General features: G+C 72.4%; 19 protein-coding genes. 13 read left to right on the top strand and 6 right to left on the bottom strand.

Annotated elements, in window-relative coordinates; translation table 11 throughout:
- Positions 1–42 precede the first annotated feature (42 nt).
- Complete coding sequence (locus RM555_RS16240; RefSeq protein WP_311412529.1) at positions 43–339, top strand: hypothetical protein; 297 nt, start codon at positions 43–45, stop codon at positions 337–339.
- 213 nt (positions 340–552) lie between these two features.
- On the opposite strand, the gene RM555_RS16235 is transcribed toward RM555_RS16240, so the two are convergent.
- Positions 553–1,716 (bottom strand): MFS transporter, encoded by a 1,164-nt coding sequence (locus RM555_RS16235; RefSeq protein WP_311412528.1) that lies wholly within the window; start codon positions 1,714–1,716, stop codon positions 553–555.
- Between the two features lie 209 nt (positions 1,717–1,925).
- Between RM555_RS16235 and RM555_RS16230 the strand changes: the two genes are divergently transcribed.
- From RM555_RS16230 to RM555_RS16220, 3 genes are read left to right on the top strand one after another with little or no spacing between them, the layout of a single operon-like run.
- Positions 1,926–5,207 (top strand): BTAD domain-containing putative transcriptional regulator, encoded by a 3,282-nt coding sequence (locus tag RM555_RS16230; protein WP_311412527.1) that lies wholly within the window; start codon positions 1,926–1,928, stop codon positions 5,205–5,207.
- Positions 5,208–5,256: 49 nt separating this feature from the next.
- The gene (gene wrbA / locus RM555_RS16225; protein ID WP_311412526.1) at positions 5,257–5,898 is read left to right on the top strand and encodes an NAD(P)H:quinone oxidoreductase; all 642 of its coding nucleotides are present in this window, start codon (positions 5,257–5,259) and stop codon (positions 5,896–5,898) included.
- Positions 5,899–5,943: 45 nt separating this feature from the next.
- A complete protein-coding gene (locus RM555_RS16220; protein WP_311412525.1) occupies positions 5,944–6,906 on the top strand; it encodes an NAD(P)-dependent oxidoreductase in 963 nt (320 codons plus the stop codon).
- 165 nt (positions 6,907–7,071) lie between these two features.
- Here the strand turns inward: RM555_RS16220 and RM555_RS16215 are convergent, their stop codons facing one another.
- Complete coding sequence (locus tag RM555_RS16215) at positions 7,072–7,905, bottom strand: SGNH/GDSL hydrolase family protein (protein ID WP_311412524.1); 834 nt, start codon at positions 7,903–7,905, stop codon at positions 7,072–7,074.
- A gap of 536 nt (positions 7,906–8,441) precedes the next feature.
- Between RM555_RS16215 and RM555_RS16210 the strand changes: the two genes are divergently transcribed.
- Positions 8,442–9,494, top strand: coding sequence for a S1 family peptidase (locus RM555_RS16210; RefSeq protein ID WP_311412523.1), 1,053 nt, complete (start codon positions 8,442–8,444; stop codon positions 9,492–9,494).
- Positions 9,495–9,576: 82 nt separating this feature from the next.
- Here RM555_RS16210 and RM555_RS16205 read toward each other — a convergent pair whose 3' ends face one another.
- Positions 9,577–10,527, bottom strand: coding sequence for an acyltransferase domain-containing protein (locus RM555_RS16205; RefSeq protein WP_311412522.1), 951 nt, complete (start codon positions 10,525–10,527; stop codon positions 9,577–9,579).
- Positions 10,528–10,772: 245 nt separating this feature from the next.
- On the opposite strand from RM555_RS16205, the gene RM555_RS16200 reads away from it, so the two are divergent.
- From RM555_RS16200 to RM555_RS16175, 6 genes are all read left to right on the top strand, one after another.
- On the top strand, positions 10,773–11,426 hold the full coding sequence (locus RM555_RS16200; RefSeq protein ID WP_311412521.1) for a hypothetical protein: 654 nt from the start codon (positions 10,773–10,775) through the stop codon (positions 11,424–11,426).
- Positions 11,427–11,432: 6 nt separating this feature from the next.
- Positions 11,433–12,023: a MauE/DoxX family redox-associated membrane protein gene (locus RM555_RS16195; RefSeq protein ID WP_311412520.1), complete on the top strand. Its 591-nt coding sequence runs from the start codon at positions 11,433–11,435 to the stop codon at positions 12,021–12,023.
- Positions 12,020–12,565, top strand: a complete 546-nt coding sequence (locus RM555_RS16190) for a hypothetical protein (protein ID WP_311412519.1) — start codon at positions 12,020–12,022, stop codon at positions 12,563–12,565. Before RM555_RS16195 ends, RM555_RS16190 begins: the two co-directional genes overlap by 4 nt.
- The gene (locus RM555_RS16185) at positions 12,562–13,497 is read left to right on the top strand and encodes a peptidoglycan-binding domain-containing protein (protein ID WP_311412518.1); all 936 of its coding nucleotides are present in this window, start codon (positions 12,562–12,564) and stop codon (positions 13,495–13,497) included. Before RM555_RS16190 ends, RM555_RS16185 begins: the two co-directional genes overlap by 4 nt.
- Entirely contained in the window at positions 13,494–13,667 is a 174-nt protein-coding gene (locus tag RM555_RS16180; RefSeq protein WP_311412517.1) for a hypothetical protein, read from the top strand. The genes RM555_RS16185 and RM555_RS16180 overlap by 4 nt, the downstream gene beginning before the upstream one ends.
- 81 nt (positions 13,668–13,748) lie before the next feature.
- Complete coding sequence (locus RM555_RS16175; RefSeq protein WP_311412516.1) at positions 13,749–14,252, top strand: hypothetical protein; 504 nt, start codon at positions 13,749–13,751, stop codon at positions 14,250–14,252.
- A gap of 259 nt (positions 14,253–14,511) precedes the next feature.
- Here the strand turns inward: RM555_RS16175 and RM555_RS16170 are convergent, their stop codons facing one another.
- Positions 14,512–15,339: an SDR family oxidoreductase gene (locus RM555_RS16170; RefSeq protein WP_311412515.1), complete on the bottom strand. Its 828-nt coding sequence runs from the start codon at positions 15,337–15,339 to the stop codon at positions 14,512–14,514.
- 273 nt (positions 15,340–15,612) lie between these two features.
- On the opposite strand from RM555_RS16170, the gene RM555_RS16165 reads away from it, so the two are divergent.
- Positions 15,613–17,592, top strand: coding sequence for an acyl-CoA dehydrogenase family protein (locus RM555_RS16165; protein WP_311412514.1), 1,980 nt, complete (start codon positions 15,613–15,615; stop codon positions 17,590–17,592).
- Between the two features lie 106 nt (positions 17,593–17,698).
- On the opposite strand, the gene RM555_RS16160 is transcribed toward RM555_RS16165, so the two are convergent.
- Positions 17,699–18,550 carry a DUF4328 domain-containing protein gene (locus tag RM555_RS16160; protein ID WP_311412513.1) on the bottom strand — a complete coding sequence of 284 codons (852 nt, stop codon included), beginning with the start codon at positions 18,548–18,550 and terminating at the stop codon, positions 17,699–17,701.
- A 347-nt stretch (positions 18,551–18,897) separates the two neighbouring features.
- Here RM555_RS16160 and RM555_RS16155 point away from each other — a divergent pair, with 347 nt between their 5' ends.
- Positions 18,898–20,418 carry a non-reducing end alpha-L-arabinofuranosidase family hydrolase gene (locus RM555_RS16155; RefSeq protein ID WP_311412512.1) on the top strand — a complete coding sequence of 507 codons (1,521 nt, stop codon included), beginning with the start codon at positions 18,898–18,900 and terminating at the stop codon, positions 20,416–20,418.
- Positions 20,419–20,597: 179 nt separating this feature from the next.
- On the opposite strand, the gene RM555_RS16150 is transcribed toward RM555_RS16155, so the two are convergent.
- Positions 20,598–22,211, bottom strand: coding sequence for a cellulose binding domain-containing protein (locus tag RM555_RS16150; protein WP_311412588.1), 1,614 nt, complete (start codon positions 22,209–22,211; stop codon positions 20,598–20,600).
- Positions 22,212–22,274 lie beyond the last annotated feature (63 nt).

The following is a 22,274-nucleotide window of genomic DNA, read 5'->3' as shown; positions in this document are numbered from 1 at the left end:
ATAATCGGCTGGCTCGCAAGGCACCTGATCGAGAGGAAACGTATGAAGCGCAACGTTGTACGCGTGCTGGCGGTCATGGCCGTCGTCGCGGCCGGATCGGCGGTGGCAGCCGCGCCGGCCGCCGCCAGCGACAGCCCCGGCGACATCTGCGTGACCAACCAGGCCACCTGGCTGCGCGACCAGCCCTGGGGCAACGTCCTGCGCACCCTGAGCCCGGGGCGGGGCTTCCGCGTTCACTCGATGTACGGCGGCAGCGACATTCAGACCTGGTACTACGGCCACGGGGCCGAGGCGCCGGGGCAGGACGGCTGGATCCCGGCCGCCAACTGCAACTGGTAGTAGGGCCTCCCACCTTCCACCGTTGTCGAGCTGCGCTCCGCTGATGGTGCCGGCCCCGGCCGGCGCCATCAGCGACTCGAGTGCCGTCACCTCGGTGTGGCGGCCCGGCACTGCCGGACAGGACGCGGTTCGGCGCTCCTGGCGACATTCGTGCCGGCCGGCCCAGGCGTCGGGCTCGACGCCTGGGCGCACCGCGCCGGACGTCGCCTGATCTCAGCCGGTCGGATGCGAGAACGTCACGGCGATCGCCGGTCCGAACGCGACGCTGAGCAGGTAGGCGAGGTTGAACAGGCCCAGGGCCTCGGCCTTGTGAGAGGCGGGCACGACGCCGGTCGCCCCCAGGGCGAGTACGCCCTGGCCGGTCGCGGCGGCCAGCGAGCCGAGCGTCATCGCCGCGAGCAGCAGCGGTACGGCGGTGGTGACCGCCGCCAGCAGCGGCGCGGCGGCGCCGGTGACGAGCAACGCGGTGGCCGCGACGCGGCGGGGCACCCGCACGGACGCCGCGACGAGGAACCCGGAGCAGAAGCCGCCGAGCAGGTACGGCGCCAGCAGCACGATCCCGCTGCGGGTGCTGTCCCATCCCGCGTGCTCCCGCAGCAGGTCCGGCGCGGCGTAGAGCAGGGCGAAGTTCACCACCCCCAGCGCGAAGGCCGACGCGCACGCCGCGAGGAACCGGCCGTTGCCTGCCACCGCGGCGGGCAGGAAGCCGTCCGGACGGATCTTGATCCAGGCCACCAGCGCGAGCAGCAGCGCGACAGTGGCCGGGCCGGCCACCAGCGGTCGGTGCGGGATGAGGACGGCTGCGGTGACCAGCATGGACAGCAGAACCATGCCGAGGGGATCGAACGACGCCGGCGCCGCGTCCGGCGAGGTGGTGCCGCGGCGAGCCGCGGGCACGGCGAGCACCGCCAGCAGCGGCAACGCCAGCGCCGCCTGCCACGAGGAGATGTCGGCGACGAGCGCGCCGGTCAGCGGGCCGGTGGCCCCGACGACCGCCAGCGACGCGGCGACCACCCCCATCTGCCGGGCCGAGTCGGCCAGCTTCATCGCCGTCACGGTGAGGCCGGCAGACCCCAGTGCCTGCACCGCCGCACCGGCCACCAACGCCGGCACGCTCGGCACCAGCACGAGCACGAGCGTCCCCGCGCCCAGCAGCGCGGCCGAGACGGTCAGGACCGCCCGTACGCCGCGCCGGGCCAGCAGCGCCGCCAACAGCGGCGTCCCCAACGCGATCCCCCAGCCGAAGGCCGTCACGCCCGCGGTCGCGGCCTGTTCGTCGGTACCCGTCGCGCGCGCCACGTCGTCGAGGAGCAGGGCCGGTGCGGCGATCCCGTACGACAGCGGGCCGGCCAGCAGGGCGAGCCAGGGTGTGGCCACCCGCCCTGGTGCGAACGGCCGGTGACCGTGAGCGGCCCGGGGCTCTTGCAGACGATCCATCTCATTCCTCCGGTGTCGGCTCGGATCAGCCTGCCCGGGGTCGCTCACCACCGGCTGACGGCCGGCTGACGTACGCGTCGGCGCCGCGACCCGGTGGTCGGGCCGACGGCCGACGGACGTTCGCGGGGCGGAACCGCTGACTGGCTAGTGTGAAGGTCGTGATGTTCGGGGTGCTGGGCGGGATCGCGGTCTGGACGTCGGACGGCAGACCCGTCACCGTGCCCGGCCTGAAGGTTCGGGCTCTCCTGGCTGACCTGCTGGTGCACGAGGGACACCCGGTGTCCGCCGACCGGCTGATCGAGGATCTCTGGGGTGACGAGGCGCCGGGCAAGGCGCTCGGGGCACTCCAGACCAAGGTGTCGCAGTTGCGCCGCGCGTTGGAGACGGGTGAGGCGGGTGGCCGTGCGCTGGTCGAGTCCGGCGATGCCGGCTACCGGCTGCGGGCGTCGCCGGAGTCGGTCGACGCCAATCGCTTCGCCGCGCTGGTGGCGCGTTCGCGCGCGCAGCGGGAGCCGGCGGGGCGGGCGGCGACGCTGACGGAAGCCCTGTCGCTGTGGCGCGGCTCCCCGTACGCCGACTTCAGTGACGAGCGGTTCGTGCGCCAGGCGGCCGAGCGGCTCGACGAACAGCGCCTGGCCGCGCTGGAGGACCTGGCCGAGGCCCGGCTCGATCTCGGTGAGCACCACCTGCTCGCCGGTGAGCTGGCCGACCTGGTCGCACGCCACCCGTGGCGTGAGCGACTACGGGCCGCGCACCTGCGCGCCCTGTACGGCTCGGGACGGCAGCGTGAGGCCCTGTCCGCGTACGAGCAGTTCCGTCGGCAGGTGCGCGACGAACTCGGCATCGATCCCGGCCGGGAGTTGGCCGAGCTGCACCGGGCGATCCTGCGCCAGGACCCCGCCCTGCGGCCGCCGGCACCGCCGTCGACTCCGGCCCGAACCAACCTGCCGGCCCCTGTGTCACCCGGTCCGTACGGCGGACTGATCGGGCGTGAGACGGCCGTCGAGGCGGTACGGGAGCGGCTCACGAGCGAGCGGCTGGTGACCCTGACCGGGATGGGCGGGGTGGGGAAGAGCCGGTTGGCGCTCGAGGCCGCCCGGGTGCTGGCCGACACGTTCCCCGCCGGGGTGTGGCTCGTCGAGCTGGCCGGCCAGCCGCACTGCGGCGGCCAGGCGACCTGCACCGAGCTCGTCGAGATGGTGGCGGCGACCCTGGAGATCCGGGACGACAGCCCGCCCGGCCTGCCCGGTGAGCGACCACGCGAGCCGATGGAACGGCTGGTCGCCGCGCTGCGGGACCGGCGGATGCTGCTGCTGCTCGACAACTGCGAACACGTGGTGGCGCCGATCGCCGAACTGACCGAGAGCCTGCTCGGCGCCGCGGCCGACCTGCGCATCCTGGCGACGAGCCGCGAACCGCTCGGGATCCCCGGCGAGGTCGTCCTTCCGGTGCCGCCGCTGGCCCTGCCGGAGCCCGGAGCCACCGCCGAGCAGATCGCCGACGCCCCGGCGGTCCGGCTCTTCGCAGCCCGCGCCCGCGCCACCGAGCCGGGGTTCACCGTCGACGCGCGGAACACGGACACGATCGCCACCATCTGCCGGCGCCTCGACGGCGTACCGCTGGCGCTGGAACTGGCCGCGTCCCGGCTGCCCGTGCTCGACCCGGGCGAGCTGGCGGCGCGGCTCGACGACCGTTTCCGGCTGCTGTCGTCCGGCCGGCGCACCGCGCCCGCGCGTCAGCAGGGACTGCGCGCGATGATCGACTGGAGCTGGGAGTTGCTGTCGCCTCCCGAACGCGCGGTGCTGCGCCGGCTGGCGGTCTTCGCCGACGGCGCCACCCTGGCTGCCGCCGAGCAGGTGTGCCCGGGCGGGCAGGTGGCGTCGGACGAGGTCCTCGACGTGCTGGCCCGCCTGATCGACCGCTCGCTGGTCATGGTGCGGCACGGCGAGAGCCCGCGACGCTACCGGCTGCCGGAGACGGTGGCCGCCTACGGTCTCGAGCAGCTCGACAGCGCCGGCGAACTGCGCGCGACCCGTCGCCGCCACGCCGCGTGTTTCGCGCGTCTCGCCGAGCAGGCCGCAGGGCGGCTACGTGGGCGCGAGCAGAGCCGCGCGCTGCGCGAACTCGACGCCGAGAACGCGAACCTGCGGGCGGCACTCGACGTCGCCGCCACCGACGGTCAGGCCCGCGTGGGCTTGGCGCTCGCCACCTCGTTGTGCTGGTACCGGCTGCTGCGGGGCCGGTTCGGGGAGATGAGCCGGTCCCTGCGGACGGCGTTGGACATCGTCGGGGGCAGCGCGGACGACGTCGCACCGGACGCCCTGCGGCGACACGCGGACATGTGGCTGACCGCCCTCGCCACCCGCGACGGTGATCCGACCGCTCCCCGGCAGCGGATCCTGGAGCGCTACCGGGACGCCGACGGGCCGGAGAAGGCGTTCGCGCGGTGGTTGTTCGCCTCCATGATGCTCGGCTCCGGAGATCCGGGGGAGGCCGCCGACCTGGTCGACGCGGCGCTGGCGGCGTTCCGTGCCGACGGGGACCAGTGGGGCATCGCGGCCGCCTGCGCCACCCGGGCGGACCTCGCGCTCGTACACCGCAGCGACCTGCCCGCCGCGCAGCGTGACTGCGAGACCAGCCGGTCGCTGTTCGGGCAGCTGGGCGACCGCTGGGGACAGGTGCATCCGACGAGCCTGTTGGGGACCCTGGCCGAGATCCACGGCGACTACGACCTGGCCGCCGCGCACTACCGGGAGGCGCTGCGCACCGCCGAGCACCTGCGGCTGTGGACGTCGGTGTCGCGGCAGCTGGCCTGCATCGGTCGGCTCGCGCTGTTGCGCGGCGACCTCGACGAGGCCGCCGCCAATCACGACCGCGCGCTTCAGGTCGCGCGGGAACAGTCGAGCCGCTCCGCCGCCGCCTTCGCCGGCACGGGCCTGGCGATGATCGCGCGACGGCGGGGCGACCTCGACGCCGCCGAGGCCCAGCAGCATGACCTGCTCGACTGGAACCGGCACGCCGGCTACCTGCCGGGCCGCGCGCTCGCGCTGGCCGAGTTGGGGTTCATCGCGGAGCACCGCGGCGACGCCGTCCTCGCCGAGCGCCGCCACCGTGAGTCGCTCGACGCGGCGTGCGCCGCCGGAGACCACCGGGCGGTCGCCCTGGCCCTCGAAGGGCTGGCCGGGGCCACCAGCCTCGGCGGTGACCCGCGCCGTGCCGCGCGGCTGCTCGGCGCGGCCCGCACGCTGCGCGAGGCCGCCGGAGCGCCGCTGCCCCCCGGCGAACGGCACGACGTCCAGCGCGTGACCGGCCGCCTCCGGGAGGCGCTCGGCAGCGGGGAACTCGCTGCCGAGATGAGCCGCGGCGCGCAGTTCGACCTCGACGACGCGGCGCTCGGCGGCATCGGTCAGGGGACGGTCAGCGGACGGTAAGCCTGCCCGGCACGGTTGACCGAGAACCGCGCCGACCCAGGAGGCAACCGTGCAGACCGACGCCAGGATCGCCGTCATCTACTACTCCGCCACCGGCACCGTGCACCGGCTCGCGCAGGCGTTCGTCGACGGCGCGGCCGACGCCGGCGCGGAGGTCCGCCTGCGTCGGGTGGCCGAGTTGGCACCGGAGCGGGTCGTCGATGCCAGACCGCAGTGGCGGGCCCACCTCGACGCCACCGCCGATGTCCCGCTCGCCACCCTGGACGACCTCCGGTGGGCCGACGGGTACGCCTTCGGCACGCCGACCCGGTTCGGGAACGTCTGCTCCCAGCTGCGCCAGTTCCTCGACACCACGACCGCCCCATGGCAGGCGGAGGAACTGGCCGACAAGCCGGCGACCGGCTTCACCGCCACCTACGAGGAGCACGGTGGGCAGGAGGCCACCCTGCTCAGCCTCTACCAGACCTTCCACCACTGGGGAGCGGTCATCCTGCCCACCGGCTACCTGAACTACGACACCGCACACGCCGCCGGTGGAAACCCGTACGGCGTCAGTCTCGTGGAGAGCCGCGCCGGCCAGGATCCCGGGTATGCCCAGGCCGTCCTCGACACGGCCCGCTTCCAGGGCGCGCGCCTCACCCGCATGGCAGCCGCCGTCGCCGCCGTCCGCGCGGAGCGCCAGCTCGGGTAGCAGCCCGGCGGCGGGAGCAGCACGGCGTGCAGGACGAGACCGTGCGTGGCGACGGAGGTCTCGCGTCTCCTGACGCACCACTACCACCTGAGTGAGAGACGAGAGGAAGTCATGCTGACAACGACCACAGCCGATCCGACCAACCGGGCCAGCCAGGTCACCGTGCTCGGCCTCGGTGACATGGGATCGGCGATCGCCAGGACGTTCCTCGACCGCGGACACCGTACGACGGTCTGGAACCGGACCGCGAGCAAGGCCCTGCCGCTGGTCGACGCCGGCGCCACGGCCGCCGCGACCGCCGCGGAGGCGGCGGCCGCGAGCCCGCTCGTCGTGGTGTGTCTGCTCGACGGCGCAGCGGTCGACAAGGTGCTCAATGCCGTGGACGCCGCAGTCGCGGGCAAGGTCCTGGTGAACCTGACGAGCGGCTCGCCTCAGCAGGCACGGGCCAACGATCGCTGGGCGGGAGCGCGCGGCGCCGAGTACCTCGACGGCAAGATCATGGGAGATCCGCCCTACGTCGGTACGCCGCACGTCATGTTCCCGTTCAGCGGTTCCCGCACCGCCTTCGAGGCGCACGGGCCGATGCTGCGGGAGTTGGGCACGGTCGTCTACCACGGGGAGGATGCCGGCTCGGCCGCCGTCGAGTTCATGGCGCAGGTCGCGGTGGGCTACGAGATCCTCATCGGATTCCTGCACACGCTCAGGCTGGTGCAGGCGGAAGGGGTCGACGTGGCGGAGTTCGCGGAGCGTGCCGCCAACAACGTGGCCGCGCTGCCACCGCTGTTGACGTCGATCGGCAACGCGGTCAGGGCCGGCGAGTACCCACCGGATCTCGGCCCGCTCAAGGTCCAGGCAGCGCTGATGGACGACCTGATCAGCCATCGGGAATCCATCGGCGTGGAGGCCGTGCGGATGCGGGAGGTCAAGGGCCTGATGGACCGCCGGATCGCTGACGGCTTCGGCGCTCAGGGATTCTCGAGCCTGTTCGAGCTGTTGGCGAAGTCCTGACGGCGGCTTCCCAGGGGCCGGGGGAGACGCCACAGCCCGCGCGGCGTCGTTCCACGTGGGGCGTGCGTCCACGGCCTGGGCGGGGGCATCCTGACGCCGGGCGGGGGCGAGGTCTCCGGTAGGGGGCTGTTCGGCGGGAACAGGCCCGAACCGGAGACCTCGCGGCTACGCCTTGGCTCCGGCCTTCTTGGCGGTGGCGGACTGGCCGACCGCCTGGGTGAACACCGGGAGGTAACCGAGGGACTGCCCGGTCGCCATCGGGTGGTACGAGTTCGACAGGTTCAGGATGTCGACGGAGTGGATCCACTTGTTGCCGCTGCAGATCTGGTGGCCGACGAAGATGCCGCGTACGTCGGCGAAGGTGAACCCGGCGCGGGCCGCGGCGGCGGCGATCAGGCTGTCGGCCAGGTTGATGCCCTCGTTGACCTTCGCGCGGGCCGCCTCGCCGATGCCGAGGCAGACCGTGCCGAGCTGGTAGAAGACCGGGTAGCTCAGCACCACGACCTTCGCGTTCGGGGCCTTGCTGCGGATCGCGGCGTAGGCCCGGTCGAGCAGGCCGGGGAGGTTCGCCCGGGCCTGGACCTGGGCCGCGTCCACCGCGGCGATGCAGGCGCTGGAGCCCTGGAGGGCGCAGGTGCTCATGATGGTGCCGAACCCGGCGTCGTTGCCGCCGATGGTGATGCTGACCAGGGTGGTCTGTGCGCTGAGCGCGGCGACCTGGGAGTTGATCACGTCGGTCGTCTTCGCGCCGCCGCAGGCCACCGACTTGTAGGAGGCCGGCGCGTTGGCCGCCGCCCAGAGGGCGGAGAACGCCTTGGTGCTGCGCTTGCAGGCGCCGCTCTCCGTGGTGTAGCTGCCGGCGCCGACACCTGAGGCGTACGAGTCGCCGAGCGCCACGTAGTGGTGGCCGGCGGCCTGCGCCGGGCTGGCCAGCCCCAGTACCGCGAGTGTCGCGGAGAGGACGCCTGCGAGCAGGCTCAGCGTTCGGGATCTGGTCATGTACCCCTCCAAGGTCCACCGGTTGGTGAACGATTAATAGCACTACATCGATGTTTAGGGATAGGTGCAGATCGACTCGATGTGGCGATCGGGTGGAACTGAGGGGTGGGTTCGGCGCGGGGGCCGGGTCCGCCCGGCCCAGGACGCCGGATCCGGTGCCTGGCCGTCGATGTTGCGGGGGCGTCGACGTGTGCGGTTCCGGCCGAGCCGTCGGCCGCCACCGGATTTTTCGATGTTGCGGCGGTGTCCCGCCATCCGGTCGTGGTGGGTGGCGGGAGCCGACAGGCGGGTCGCGGGCCGGGCTTGCTGACCTGCCAAGTCGCGGCGAATAGCGACTAATCGCCGCAGGCGCCACTCGTCGGGCTCTCCGGACCCAAGGTATGAGAAGCGGCCGAGTCAGGCCAACCATCACTCTTGCAATCAATATGAGATCTATGAATAGATCAAACGCCTCCGGTCGGGTGAGCCTCACCAACCGATCGGGTGCCCGGGGCTACCTGACAGGCAGCCCGTGCTCAGCTCCATGGAGGTACCACATGCGACACTCCGGGTCCTCGCTGCGCCGCGTCACCGCACTGTCGGTGGCCGGCGCGCTGGTCGTCGGCACGTTGACCAGCAGTCCCGCTCAGGCAGCACCCGCGACGCCCGCTTCCCCCGACCAGGCCACCGCGCTCGCCGCCGCACTCGGCGACCGCTCCGGCGGGGCGTACGCCGGGGCCGACGGCGCCATGGTCGTCACCGTGACCGACGACGCCGCTGCCCGCAAGGTCCGCGCGGCCGGCGCGACCCCGAAGCTCGTCGCCCGAGGTGCGAAGGACCTCGCCCGGGCCACCGCCGCGCTGGACAGCGCCGCGCGGGTGCCCGGCACCGCCTGGTGGACCGACCCGGCGACCAACCAGGTCGTGGTCTCCGTCGACAGCACGGTGACCGGCGCGAAGCTGGACCGCGTCGAGGCCGTCGCGGAGCGGCTCGGCGGTACCGTCCGCATCCAGCGGGAGGCCGGCACGCTCAGCACCCGGGCCGCCGGCGGCGAGGCCATCTACGCCGAGGGCGGCGGCCGCTGCTCGCTCGGCTTCAACGTCCGCAGCGGCGACACCCACTACTTCCTCACCGCCGGGCACTGCACCGACATCACCGCCAACTGGTACGCCGACTCCGGGCAGGGCAACCTGCTCGGCACCGGCGGCACCGGCAGCTTCCCCGGTAACGACTACGGCATCGTGCAGCACACCAACCCGGCCGCCGCCGACGGCAGCGTCTACCTCTACGACGGCACCACCCGCGACATCACCGGCGCGGCCGACGCCTACGTCGGGCAGTCGGTGCAGCGCTCCGGCAGCACCACCGGCCTGCACGGCGGCGCGGTCGAGGCGACCAACGCCACGGTGAACTACGCCGAGGGCAGCGTCAGTGGGCTGATCCGCACCACGGTCTGCGCCGAGCCGGGCGACAGCGGCGGCGCGCTCTTCAGCGGAAGTACCGCCCTGGGCCTGACCTCGGGCGGCAGCGGCAACTGCTCCTCCGGCGGAACCACCTACTTCCAGCCGGTCACCGAGGCGCTGAGCGTCTACGGGGTGGAGATCGTCTGACAGTCGCCACCGCAGCGGGGCCGCCGGACACCGGCGGCCCCGCTGCTGTTCCCGGGTCGCCGTGCCCGGCTGACGGGTGTGGCTAGAACGGGAGGCGGCCGCGGCGCCACTGCCAGTGGCGGCCGGCCTTCAGGTGATCGACGACCGCGCGCTGGAGCACGGTGCGGCGCGGCAGCTCGTCGAGCGGCGTGCTCAGCGTGCGGAACACGAACCGCAGCACCTCGACGTCGGCGTCCAGCCCCTCCGGATCCGGATCCTCGTGGGGCTCCAGCTCGAACCTCCGCTGGAACCGGGCGATGTGGGAGTCCCCGGGCAGGTACTCCAGCAGTTGCGGATCCAGCAGCCACGAGCCGCAGGAGAACGCCGTGTGGCGCTCGTCGGGGAAGTGGCGCGGGAAGAACGCCCGGGCCTCGTCGAGCGACGCCGTGACCGCCTCCGGGGTCAGCGGCCCCGACTCGGGGATGTGCAGGGCGATGCTGGTGTCTCCGCGCTGGTGTTGCAGCCGGCCCAGCTCGTAGAGGCCGCCGCGCGCGTGCAGCGTCAGCCAGCTCTGCATGACCGGCCAGCCCTCGCGGCGCATCCGCCGGTCGATCGCGAGGTTGCGGCCCAGGTCCGCGAGGGTCGCCCACGAGACGGCGTCGGCGATGCCGTGGTCGCGGTGGTACCCCCTGGCGACGTCGACCAGGGCCAGGTACGCGTACACGTAGAGATGCCGCCAGGCGGGGCCCCGCTCGCGCGGCAGCGCCGGACCGGGCGGCAGCCAGGCGTGGCCCCCGAGGTCGGCGCGGACCAGGGCGATCGACCGGTCGAGCAGCCAGCGCAGCTCGGGAGTCCACAGCGGAGAGTCGGGACCGGGCCAGCCCGCCATGATCTCGGCGGCGTCGTCCGGCCGCACCGCGAGCCGGTCAAGGAGTGAGGGCGCGTCGGCCCTGGCGGGCAGCGGCGCCGACGGCCGGTCGCCGGCGAGCCGGTGCAGGCGTTCGATGTCCTCGACGGGTACGCCGAGCCGGGCGGCGGTGTCGTCCAGATCCACGCGGACGACCCTACCGGCCGGTCGGCGTCCTCCCTGGCCCGTGCGCTCGGGCCGGGCGGCGCGCATGCGCGGCGTCGGCGCGCTGGGCCGGGACTGTCACCACCCGGTGACAACAATCGACCTTGTCATATATTTACAGATCCGTATACCGTGCCGTTGGTAAGTTCCGTACCCGGACGAAGGGCGGGCGCATGGCAGCCAGTGGGGCGCCGGTGACGCATCGGGCGATCGACCAGGGTCGGTTCATGCTCGATGGCTCACTCGACCTGAGCGCACCGTTCACCTCCGTGGCCGACGTGACGATCGGCGGCCGACTGCACGAGTTCACGGCCGGCGCGGTCGGGCTCGCGGACGACGTGGCCCGCACGCTCGGCGTCGAGACGTTCGACGAGGAACTCACCTACCAGGGCGGCACGCTGGCGACCGCGCGCATCCGGTCCTACGACCCGCAGATCCAGCTGGCCGAGGAGCGGCTCGTGGCGGTCTGGCGGGGACGACGACACTGCTTCTTCACCGAGATGTACGGCGCGACGACCACCGATCTGCTCGGGGCGTTGCGGACCCTGCGCGTCGAGGAGCACGACGACGGGCTGGCCCTGCGCCCGGCCTCGAAGACCGGGGCCGAGTTCGCCGAACCCGCCACCGTCCTCAAGGAGATCCCCGGGCTCGGCCTGCTGGAGATCGCACCGCTCACCAAGCAGCGTGCCGGACAGTTGCCCTCCTGGCGCGGCCTCCAGACGCGGGCGGGCGAGCTCTTCCGGGACGTCCTGCCCGACGGGCAGCCCTACTTCGTGCTGGCCGCGGCGGACGCCTGGCTCAGCCTGGTGCCGTTCGGCGACACGGCCGTGGAGCAGGTGCCCACCCTGGTCGACCGGCTCCGCGTCCAGACGGTCCGGTAGGTCGGGATGTCCGGGCTGCTGGCCGGCGTGGCCACGTACACCGTCCTGCTCACCCTGCTCGTCAGCACCGCCGAGCACCTGTCACGGCCGGCGGCGCTCGCCCGGGCCCTGGCCGCGCACCGGGTGCTTCCGGCTCCGGTCGCGGTCGCCGTCGTCGCCATCGCCGGCGAGGGACTGCTCGCCGGCGCCGGGATCGTGGCGCTGCTCCACCCCGCCGGTGAGCGCCTGCTCGTCGCCGTCCTCGTCGGCAGCGGCGCGTTACTCGCCCTCTACGCCGGCTACGGCCTGTACGTGCGGGCGACCGGGCGCGCCGGGCCGTGCGGATGCTCCCGGGTGGACCTGCCGATGACCGGTTGGGTGGTGGCACGGGCGGCGATCCTCGCCGGGCTGGCAGTGCTCGCGCTGTCGCTGTCCGGCGCGATCGTCGCGCCGGAACGGGCCGACGCCGCCCTCGCCGTCGTGCTGCTGGCCTCCGCCACGTTCACCACGCTGCTGTGGCACCTGCCCGCCGCGATGTACGAGCCGGCGACGGCGACAGCCGGGCGGCCCACGACCCGCCGGTCCATCGGCACGACAGAGGGAGGCATTGCCGGATGAGCTTCCAGACCAGCGCACTGATCCTGAGCTGGATCGCGATCCTCCTGTTGGCCTTCACGGTCTCGGGCCTGGTACGCCAGGTGCACGCGCTGTCGAGCGGGGCGGTCCAGCGCCGTCCCGAGTCGGTCGGTCTGCGGCCCGGCGCACCGGCCCCCGGATTCGCCCGGCTGGCGCCGGCGGCCCCGACGGTTCCGCTGGTGCTGCTCTTCCTGGAGCCCGACTGCGGGACGTGCACCGAGGTGCTGGCCGAGGCGGGCGAGCACACCCGTCCCGGCCTGGAGTTCCGGGCTCTCTACCGGGAGGACCCCCCGGCGCGGGCGGCGGAGCTGCCGATCACCGTGCTCGGCGGGCAGGCGGACCTGTTCGAGCGGTACGACGCCCTCGCCACGCCGTTCGCCACCGTGGTCGACGCGGCCGGGCGGGTGCTCCGCGCCGAGCCGATCGGCTCCCGGGCGGCACTGCACCGCCTGCTCGACGAAGTCGACAGCCCACCCGGCGGCCCCGCACCGGTGGTCGCCACGAATCAGGGAGATCGGGCATGACCGGTATCGACACGGTGCCCTGGTTGCGCGGGGACGACCCGGGGACCGGGGCCGCCGTCCGGCGGGTGCCGGTGCAGCCGGGCGGCCGCAGGCGCGCGGGATGGGCGCTGTCGCGACGCACCCTGCTCCGGGCGGGCACCGCGGTGGGTATGGCCGCGCTCAGCGTGTTCCCGGCGGCCCGCCGCGCGTACGCCGACGGCTACACGATCTATGCCGGGTGCCCGACGTACGCCAGCGACCACAACTGCTCACCGGGGTGCGGCCCGAGCACGATCTTCGCCGACTCCTGCAACACCAGCGGAACGTACGTCGGATTCCACAAGAACGACGGCGTCACCTGGATCCTGCGGCCGAACCAGTGCTACGGCGGCACCTACGACGGCTGGCTGTGGGCGTACAACGGGGCGTGCGGCGCCTGTGCCTGCTCGGTCGAACGCCGGTGCCACGACGGGTACAAGAAGACCAGCTCGGGCTGGGTGAAGTCGATCTGCCGCTGGAACACCAGGTGCGGATGCCTGGGCACGGCCAGCTGGCCCACCACCCAGCGGAGCAACACGGGGGTGAACGTCTACACCGTGCAGCACCTGCTGACCGCCCGCGGGCACGCGACCGACATCGACGGGATCTTCGGCGGCGACACGGAGGCGAAGGTGAAGAGCTTCCAGACGGCGGCGGGCCTCGGGGCCACCGGTGTCGTCGACGCGACCACCTGGCCGAAGCTCGTGAGCACGGTCCGCTCCGGCAACAGCGGCCACGCCGTCAGCGCCGTGCAGCGCCAGCTGAACAGGCGCGGCTACGCGCTGGTGGTCGACGGGGCCTTCGGCTCGGCGACGGACAGCGCGGCGCGCGACTTCCAGCGGCAGAACGGGCTCACGGTCGACGGGGTCGTCGGGGTCAACTCCTGGCGGACGCTGACCGGCGCCGCCGTATGACCCGGACACTGCCCGGGCACGCCCGGGCGGCACTACGCCGGGCCGGCGACCCTCTCGTACCCCTGCTGCTGCTCGCCGTCGGTGCGCTCGCCGCCGCCGCGTACGGGCACGTGCTCACCTGGGCGATGATCGGAGGGCTCGCGGGTTACACGCTCTCCGGCTCCGTTTGAACGCACAACAGCGCGCACGCGCTGGCCTCGCCCGGGTGGCGGGATCGAGATCGGCAGGGCGTCGTCCTCACCCTGTTCGTCGTGGGGTTGATCGCCGGCGGCCTGCTCAGCGGGTTGGTGCTGGGGTTGCTCTCCGGCCTGTCCGCGCCCCTGCCCGTCCCGTGGCGGTACGCGGGCATCGTGGCGGTGGCGGTGCTGGGGCTGCTCCGCGAGGTGGGTCTGGTGCCGATCCGGCTGCCGCAGAACGCCCGGCAGGTGCCGCAGGACGTGCTCCAGCGCAGCCTGCGGCGTGGGGCGTTGCAGTTCGGCTTCGAGATGGGCACCGGGGTGCGCACCTACGTTTCGGCGAGCGCTCCGTACGTGCTGGCGGTCGCTCTGCTCCTCGGCGGCCAGCGGCTGCCCGTCGCGATGCTCGCCGGGATCGGATTCGGTGTCGGACGCGCGATGACCCCGCTGGCCCGCCGCGCCGCCGGCACCGGCGACAGGTGGGACGCCGACCTGCGGGTACGGATCCGGACGATCACCGTCACGGCGGGCGTCGTGCTCGTGGCCGCCCTCGGCCTGCTGGCCGTGCGGCAGTTTTGAACGCGGCGCGACGCCGTCCACCGCGACGGTCAGCCGCGACCGGCCGCGTGCGTGTCGTGCCGGCCGGGGCCCGCGCGGACGTCGCCCCGACCCGGCCGGGTGGCGCACCCGGCGGGGGATCACCGTCCCGCTGCGCCCGCGTCCGGCCACGTCCCGGACAGGTGCCTGCTGGCCGGCGTCGGCGGCTGCGGGAGGGTCCAGCTGTCGTCGAAATCGGCCCGTCCGCCGACCGCCGTGGACGGCCGAGCCCGGGCGAGGGTCACGCGAGGGTGTGATGACCTGCCTTGACGACCTGGTCGTACTCACTGCGCCGGGCGTCGTAGGCGGCCTCCAGGAAGGTCTCCGAGTCCGGACCCACCGGCAGCCGGAGCGGCGGCGACTCCAGCTGGCTGAGCCGCCAGACCACGTCGGCGAAGAGCTCGGGGGAGTTCACCTCGATCTTGGTGTTCATGCTGCGCAGCGCGCCGAGCAGGCCGTCGCTGACCGCCGTGTACTCCGGGATCCGTTGCTCCGGCATCACCAGGTTGCCGCTGTATCCGGTGGCGAAGCCGCCCGGCTGGAGGATGGTGACCTTCACCCCGAGGTGCCCGGCCTCGGCGGCCAGCGATTCGGCCGCCCCCTCCACCGCGAACTTGCTCGCCGTGTACGCGGCCAGCCCGGGGAAGGGAACCATGCCGGCGACCGAGCTGACGAAGACCGCATGCCCGTGGCGCTGCGCCCGCCACACCGGCAGCACGGCCCGGGTGAGCCGCCACGGCCCGAACACGTTGGTGTCGAACTGCGCGGCGAGTTCCGCGTCGGAGACCTCCTCGAAGGTCCCGAACTGGCCGTAGGCGGCGTTGTTGACCAGGACGTCGACGCCGCCGAAGGCGTCCACCGCCCGCTCGACCGCCGCCACGCACTGCGCCGGATCCCGTACGTCCAGCGCGGCGGCCACCACGGTGCCCGGATGCCGGGCCACCAACGCGTCGAGGGTCTCCGGCCGCCGGGCCGTCGCCAGCACCTGCTCGCCCTCGGCGGCGAGCCGGGCCGCGAGGGCCTGACCGAGTCCGCTCGAACACCCCGTGATCAACCAACGCTTCGCCATCGCTCTCGACCCGCCCAGTCCGAAGGGTTACCTGTCGGGTGCAGAGTGTCAGAGCCGTCGCCGAGGGTGAAGGGGCGTGGGCTGTCGCCAACCGGATTCGTCGGGTACCCGGCGCACCGCCGGCCGCTGGCCGAGGGGGCGACGGCCGGCTGGCCCAGCGTCCCGGAGGCGGTCGCCGCGACCTGTCCCTGCCGGATCTTGATGCCGGGGGTGGCCGGTATCCTGGATCGGGTACGGAGTGTGACCATATATCCGCTATTCCGAGGGGTGACCATGTCCGATCACGCGTCCGGCCGCATCGAGGTCACCCGCCTGCGGGACCTGCTCGACGGGCCGTGGGCCGAGGTCCGCAACGCGCACCGGGACCAGCTCGACGCGCGCTTCCTCCCGGTGTACGGCGAGACCGGTGACCAGGCGCGTGAGCGGATCACCCGGTTGATCGCCGAGCTTCCCGTCAAGCTGGGCATCGCGTCGGCCTTCCCCACCGAGTACGGCGGCAGATCCGACGTCGGCGGTTCTATCGTGGCCTGCGAGATGCTGGCGCAGGTCGACCTGTCGCTGATGGTCAAGGCGGGCGTGCAGTGGGGCCTGTTCGGCGGTGCGGTCGACGCCCTCGGCACCCGCCGGCACCACGACGCCTACCTGCGGGACATCATCTCGGGCAAGATCCTCGGCTGTTTCGCGATGACCGAGACCGGCCACGGCTCCGACGTCCAGCAGCTGCGCACCACCTGCACGTACGACCCGCGGACGCAGACCTTCGATCTGCACACCCCGCACGAGGCGGCCCGCAAGGACTACATCGGCAACGCGGCCCGGGACGGGCGGATGGCCGTGGTCTTCGCGCAGCTGATCACCGAGGGGCGGCGGCACGGTGTGCACGCGTGGCTGGTGCCGATCCGCGACGCGCAGGGCGACCCGCTGCCGGGCGTGACCATCGGCGACGCCGGGCCCAAGGCCGGCCTGCTCGGTGTCGACAACGGGCGGCTCAGCTTCGACCACGTGCGGGTGCCACGGGACATGCTGCTGGACCGCTACGGTCAGGTCGCGGAGGACGGGACGTACTCCAGCCCGATCGAGGACGACGCCCGGCGCTTCTTCACCATGCTCGGCACCCTGGTCCGGGGTCGGGTGAGCGTGGGCGGCGCCGCGTCGGCGGCGACCAAGTCGGCGCTGACCATCGCGGTGCGCTACGGCGACATCCGCCGCCAGTTCGACACGCCCGACGCGGACCGGGAGGTGCTGCTCAACGACTACCTGGCCCACCAGCGCAAGCTGCTGCCCGCCCTGGCCACCACGTACGCGCTGCACTTCGCCCAGGCCGAGCTGGTCGCCGCGCTGAACGAGGTGCAGGGCGGCGACGGGCCGGTCGACGCGCACCGGCAGCGGGAGCTGGAGTCCCGGGCGGCCGGTCTCAAGGCGGCACAGACCTGGCACGCCACCCGCACCATCCAGATGTGCCGCGAGGCGTGCGGCGGCGCCGGCTACCTGGCCGAGAACCGGCTGCCCGCCCTCAAGGCCGACACCGACGTCTTCACCACGTTCGAGGGCGACAACACCGTGCTGCTTCAGCTGGTGGCCAAGGGGCTGCTCACCGGCTACCGGGACGAGTTCGGCTCGTTGGACGGCTGGGGACGCGCGTCCTTCGTCGCCGAACAGGTCCGCGAGATGGTGCTCGAGCGCACCGCCGCGCGGTCGGTCATCGAGCGGCTGATCAGCGCCGTGCCCGGCCGCGACGAGGAGGTCGCCGTCACCGATCGCGGCTGGCAGCTCAAGGTCTTCGAGGACCGCGAGAGGCACCTCCTCGACGGCGTGGTCCGCCGCCTGCGCAACGGCGCGGCGACGAAGAAGGACCGCCCCTTCGACATCTTCAACGACGTCCAGGACCATGTCCTCGCCGTCGCCGCCGCGCACGTCGACCGGGTCACCCTGGAGGCGTTCGTCGCCGGCATCGAGGACGCGACGGACCCGGAGGTCCAGGCGCTGCTCTCCCGGGTCTGCGACCTGTACGCGCTCACCGTCATCGAGGCCCACAAGGGATGGTTCCTGGAACACGGCCGTCTCACGCCGGCCCGTGCGAAGGCGATCACCGGCGTGGTGAACGGCCTGCTCAAGGAGCTGCGCCCGCACATGCGGACGCTCGTGGACGGGTTCGGCATCCCGGACACCTGGCTGCACTGCGCAGTCCTGCGTGAGGAACCCCGCAGGCAGGAGGACATGGCCGCCCACGACGCCGCCGGGCGAGGCCGGTGACGAGAACCGCCCGCGACGACCGCGCGGACGAGAGGGCTGCCGCGCCTGGCCCAGGGCGACGGTGACCGGGCTGCCCCGGCGCGTCGCCGTGCGGCTGCGGTCGTCGCTACGTCGGCATCGAGCCCGCCGGGGGCGCCGGGTGCCCGGGCGCGCTTCGAGGCGCCGCGTAGGGTGCGTCCGGCGCGAGCCCGCCGTGCCCGGTACCGATCGGCGTCGTCTTCGCGATGCGGTCCTCCTGGGCGGCGGTGATCCGGCGGATCAGCACGATGAGCGAGGCGCCGGCGACCAGGCAGGCGACGGTGGGGATCAGCCGGGGGCCGACCGAGTCCTGGTAGTAGCGGATGTACGTGGCGAACTCCGTGTCGCTGCGGGGCCACGGGGTCAGCCGGTCGTACCGCTGGTTCTCGAGGCGGAGCAGGATCCGGTCTCCGACGCTGAACGTCAGCCATGCGGCCCACCAGAGCCCGACCAGCGCTGTGGCACGTCGCCAGAGGCTGTCGCGGGCGACGTTGGCGATCACCCGGGCCGGCACGACGAAGTTGGCGAAGGGGACCAGCCAGCCGGCGATGGCCCAGCCGGAATTCAGTGTCGGCAGGGCCCCCGGGAACGCCTCCAGGTTCCTGCGCGCGCGCCAGGTCCAGATGATCAGTAGCACCGCGGCGGTCAGGACCGCCGAGAGGTGGAGCAGGGTGAGCAGCACCTCGGCGGCCACCGCGCCGAGCAGCAGATCGCGGTCGCCGCGTTCGGCGGCGGCGCGGGCCAGCTGGACACCGAACACGGGGAACAGCCCGCTGGGCAGGTAGAGCAGGCTGGCCACGCCGACGGCGACGGCGGCAGCCGTGCCCAGACGGCGCAGGGGATGGGTGGGCACTCCCGGGGTGACCGCCGGTTGGCCCAGCGGAGTGTTGCAGCGCCGGCACTCGTTGAAGGCCGGGGACGTGGCGTCCCCGCAGGTCATGCAGATCAAGGTGACCGTCCAGGATGGCGGCGAGAGGTGACGCGCGCAGACTAGACGATCATGGCTGGAGGCGGTGACCCGCGCGACCAGGCCAGTCAGACACGTCGATGCGAGCCGGGTGGGGAACGTTACGTCTTGACGAACGGCATGTTATCGCTCACAGTCGATGGCTGAGGCCGACGTCGCGTGGCTTTCCGGGCGAGCTGGCTTGTCGACCTTGAATCAGGCGTGCGCCTGGGCGCAAGCAGGTCATGTTAGCGCTAACCTCTTGCCGCTCGTGCCCGGCCACGCGTCGCGGTGCGCCCATCTCCGGGCATCCCGTTGGCATCTCTGAGCTGAGGAGGATCATGTCTGTCTTCGATAGGTCTCCATCTCTTGCGCCGCCGTCGCGGCGGCGCGGGTGGTTGCCGCGGGTCGTCGCCGCCGGGGTGGCCCTGCTGGTCGGTGGCGTCGCCGCGGCGGTGGTGTCGTCGGCACCCGCCGCCGCGGCGACGGTCGACACGAGCGCGTGGTACGTGTTGGTCAACCGCAACAGCGGCAAGGCCCTGGACGTGTACAACCTGGCCACGAACGACGGCGCGCGGATCGTGCAGTGGGCGCGCAACGACGGCAACCAGCAGCAGTGGCAGTTCGTGGACTCCGGCGGTGGCTACTACCGGTTGAAGTCGCGGCTGTCCGGCAAGGTGCTCGACGTCTACAACTTCTCGACCGCCAACGGTGCCAGCATCGTGCAGTGGGCCGACGGCAACGGGTCCAACCAGCAGTTCCGGCTGGCCGACTCCGCCGGTGGCTACGTGCGCCTGATCAACCGGAACAGCAACAAGGCGGTGGAGGTGCAGGGCGCCTCGACCGCCGACGGCGGGAACGTCGTGCAGTACGACGACTGGAACGGCAACAACCAGCAGTGGCAGCTCGTCCGCGTCGACGGCGGGGGCAACCCCACCACGCCACCGCCCGGCACGTGTGCGCTGCCGTCGACGTACCGCTGGTCGTCGACGGGCGCGCTGGCGCAACCGAGGGCGGGGTGGGTGTCGCTGAAGGACTTCACCCACGCTCCCTACAACGGCCGGCAACTCGTCTACGCGACCACGCACGACACGGGAACGACGTGGGGCTCGATGAACTTCGGCCTCTTCACGAACTGGTCCGACATGGCCTCGGCCAGCCAGAACCAGATGCCCTTCGCCGCCGTCGCGCCCTCACTGTTCTACTTCGCCCCCAGGAACATCTGGGTACTCGCCTACCAGTGGGGCGGACCCGCCTTCTCCTACCGGACGTCGAGCGACCCCACCAACGTGAACAGCTGGTCGTCGCCGCAGACGCTCTTCACCGGCAGCATCTCCGGCTCCGGCACCGGGCCGATCGATCAGGCGATCATCGGTGACGACACCAACATGTACCTGTTCTTCGCCGGGGACAACGGGAAGATCTACCGGGCCAGCATGCCCATCGGGAACTTCCCGGGCAGCTTCGGCTCGACCTACACGACCATCATGAGTGACACGACGAACAACCTGTTCGAGGCGGTGCAGGTCTACAAGCTCCAGGGCCAGAACCGGTACCTCATGCTCGTCGAGGCGATCGGCGCGCAGGGGCGCTACTTCCGCTCGTTCACGGCCACCAGCCTGGGTGGTACGTGGACGCCGCAGGCCGCCACCGAGAGCAACCCGTTCGCCGGCAAGGCCAACAGCGGCGCCACCTGGACCAACGACATCAGCCACGGCGAGCTGATCCGCAGCAACGCCGATCAGACCATGACCGTCGACCCCTGCAACCTGCAGTTGCTCTACCAGGGCCGTTCCCCCAATTCCGGCGGCGACTACGGCCGCCTGCCGTACCGGCCGGGTCTGCTGACCCTGCAACGCTGACGACGGGCACCGGATCCCCCCGGATGTCGTAGACGTCCGGGGGACACCGGCGGTGGAGTGTTCGATTTTCGGTGTAACGCCCCGGCGCGCCCCCTGAGAAGGGTGCGGCCCCTCCGTTGCCGGAGGGGCCGCACCCGGATCTGGTCAATCTCCAGGGTGGGGGCCCTGCGTCGTAACGGTCAGACCACCGTGCAGGCGACGCCGTTGAGGGTGAAGGCAGTCGGCTCGGCGGTGTTGCCGCTGGTGTTGGCCTGAAAGCCGATGTTGATGGTGGCCCCGGGGGCGATCGCGGCGTTGTAGTCGACGTTACGGGCGCTCACCTGGCCGCTCGACGGCGAGTAGGTGGCACCCCAGCCCGAGGTGATCGACTGGCCCGAGGGCAGGTTGAAGGCCAACGTCCAGCCGTTGATCGCCGAGGTGCCGGTGTTGGTGATGTCGATGCTGGCCGTGAAGCCGGAGCCCCAGGAGTTCATCGTGTAGGCGACCCGGGGTCCCGTGCCCCCACCCGGGGGCGGGGTGACGGTGGGCGTGGGGGTCGGGCTGGGCGGCGGGGTGCCGTTCACACTGGTCACGAAGGTCATGATGCTTCGGGCGGGCAGCGTGACGGTGAGGGAGCCGTTCGACATGGTGAGCGCGCTCTGGGGCGCGACGGTCCGGCTCGCGTCGGTCAGCCAGTTCGAGACGCTGCCGGAAGCGGTGGTGCCCGACAGGCTGAACTGCTGGCCCACCGACGAGGTGTTCTTGTTGACGGCGACGATGACGACGGTGTTGCCGCCCCGGTACGCCGAGACGTAGACGTTCGATGCCGGGTTCGCCGTCGCGTCGATCCGGGTGTAGCCGGGCCGGACGAACCGGGCGAAGTGCGCCATCATGGCACCGCGCTTGCTGACCTGGCCGTCCTCCCGCATGGGGCCGTAGCTGCGCCGCAGATACCACCAGACGTACGCCTGGAACTCGGCGTCCACCATGGCGCGGTGGATGTGCTCGCCCACGTCGAGCGCCTCGGGCCAGGCGTCGCCCGAGTTGGTGTTGCTGTTGGGGTAGTAGACCTCGGTCATCCAGAGCTCTTTGCCCGCGCCCTTCTGCGTGAAGAGCGGGTACGGGAAGTTCGAGTACGACGTCCCGTAGAGGTGGGCCCCGATGATGTCCACGTTGGCCAGCGCCGTGGGATCGTTGAGAATCGGGTCCGACACGGACTTGATGTACTGGAACGACTCGGGTGCCATGACCCGGGTGCTGATCGAGCCGGCGTTCTCCCGCAGGAACCTGACCATCTCGGCGGAGGTCCACCACGTCCAGTCGTGCGCGTAGTCGGGCTCGTTCTGCACCGAGATGCTGTACAGGGGCACCCCGTTGTTGCGCATGTACGTGGTGAAGTCGTTGAGGTGCTGCGCATAGGCGGCGTACGAGCTGTAGCGGAGCCGCTTCGCGTTGGTCTGGCTGCCGCGGGTGAAGGTCTCGATCATGCTGGCGGGCGGGTTCCACGGCGAGGCGAAGACGGTCACCCCGAGCTCGGCCGCGCGCTTCGCCGTCGCGAGGTCACGGCCGAAGTCAGCCGAACTCTCGCCGACGGGGATCCGCAGGATGGAGAAGCCCAGCCGACCCTCGCCGGTGCCGAACGCCGTCTCCCGCTGGGCGGCCGTCAGGTCGCCGATCCAGGCCGCGTGGGCCATGGCACCGTAGCCCTTGATCGTCTGCCGCTGCGCCGACAGGTTGACGGTCGCCGGCGCGGCCGAGGCTCCCGTGGCTCCCAGCAGTGTGGTCGCCGCTGCCGCGACCGGCACGGCCCCCATCGTCGTCAGGACGGCTCTCCGGCTCAGCAATCGCCGCTCGCCGCTGACCGGCCTGTTCTGATC

Origin of the sequence: Micromonospora reichwaldensis, assembly GCF_031845925.1 — a bacterium.
GTDB lineage: Bacteria > Actinomycetota > Actinomycetes > Mycobacteriales > Micromonosporaceae > Micromonospora > Micromonospora reichwaldensis.
The sequence above is the reverse complement of the archived record's forward strand: the minus strand, read 5'-3'. Positions and strand labels throughout refer to the sequence as shown.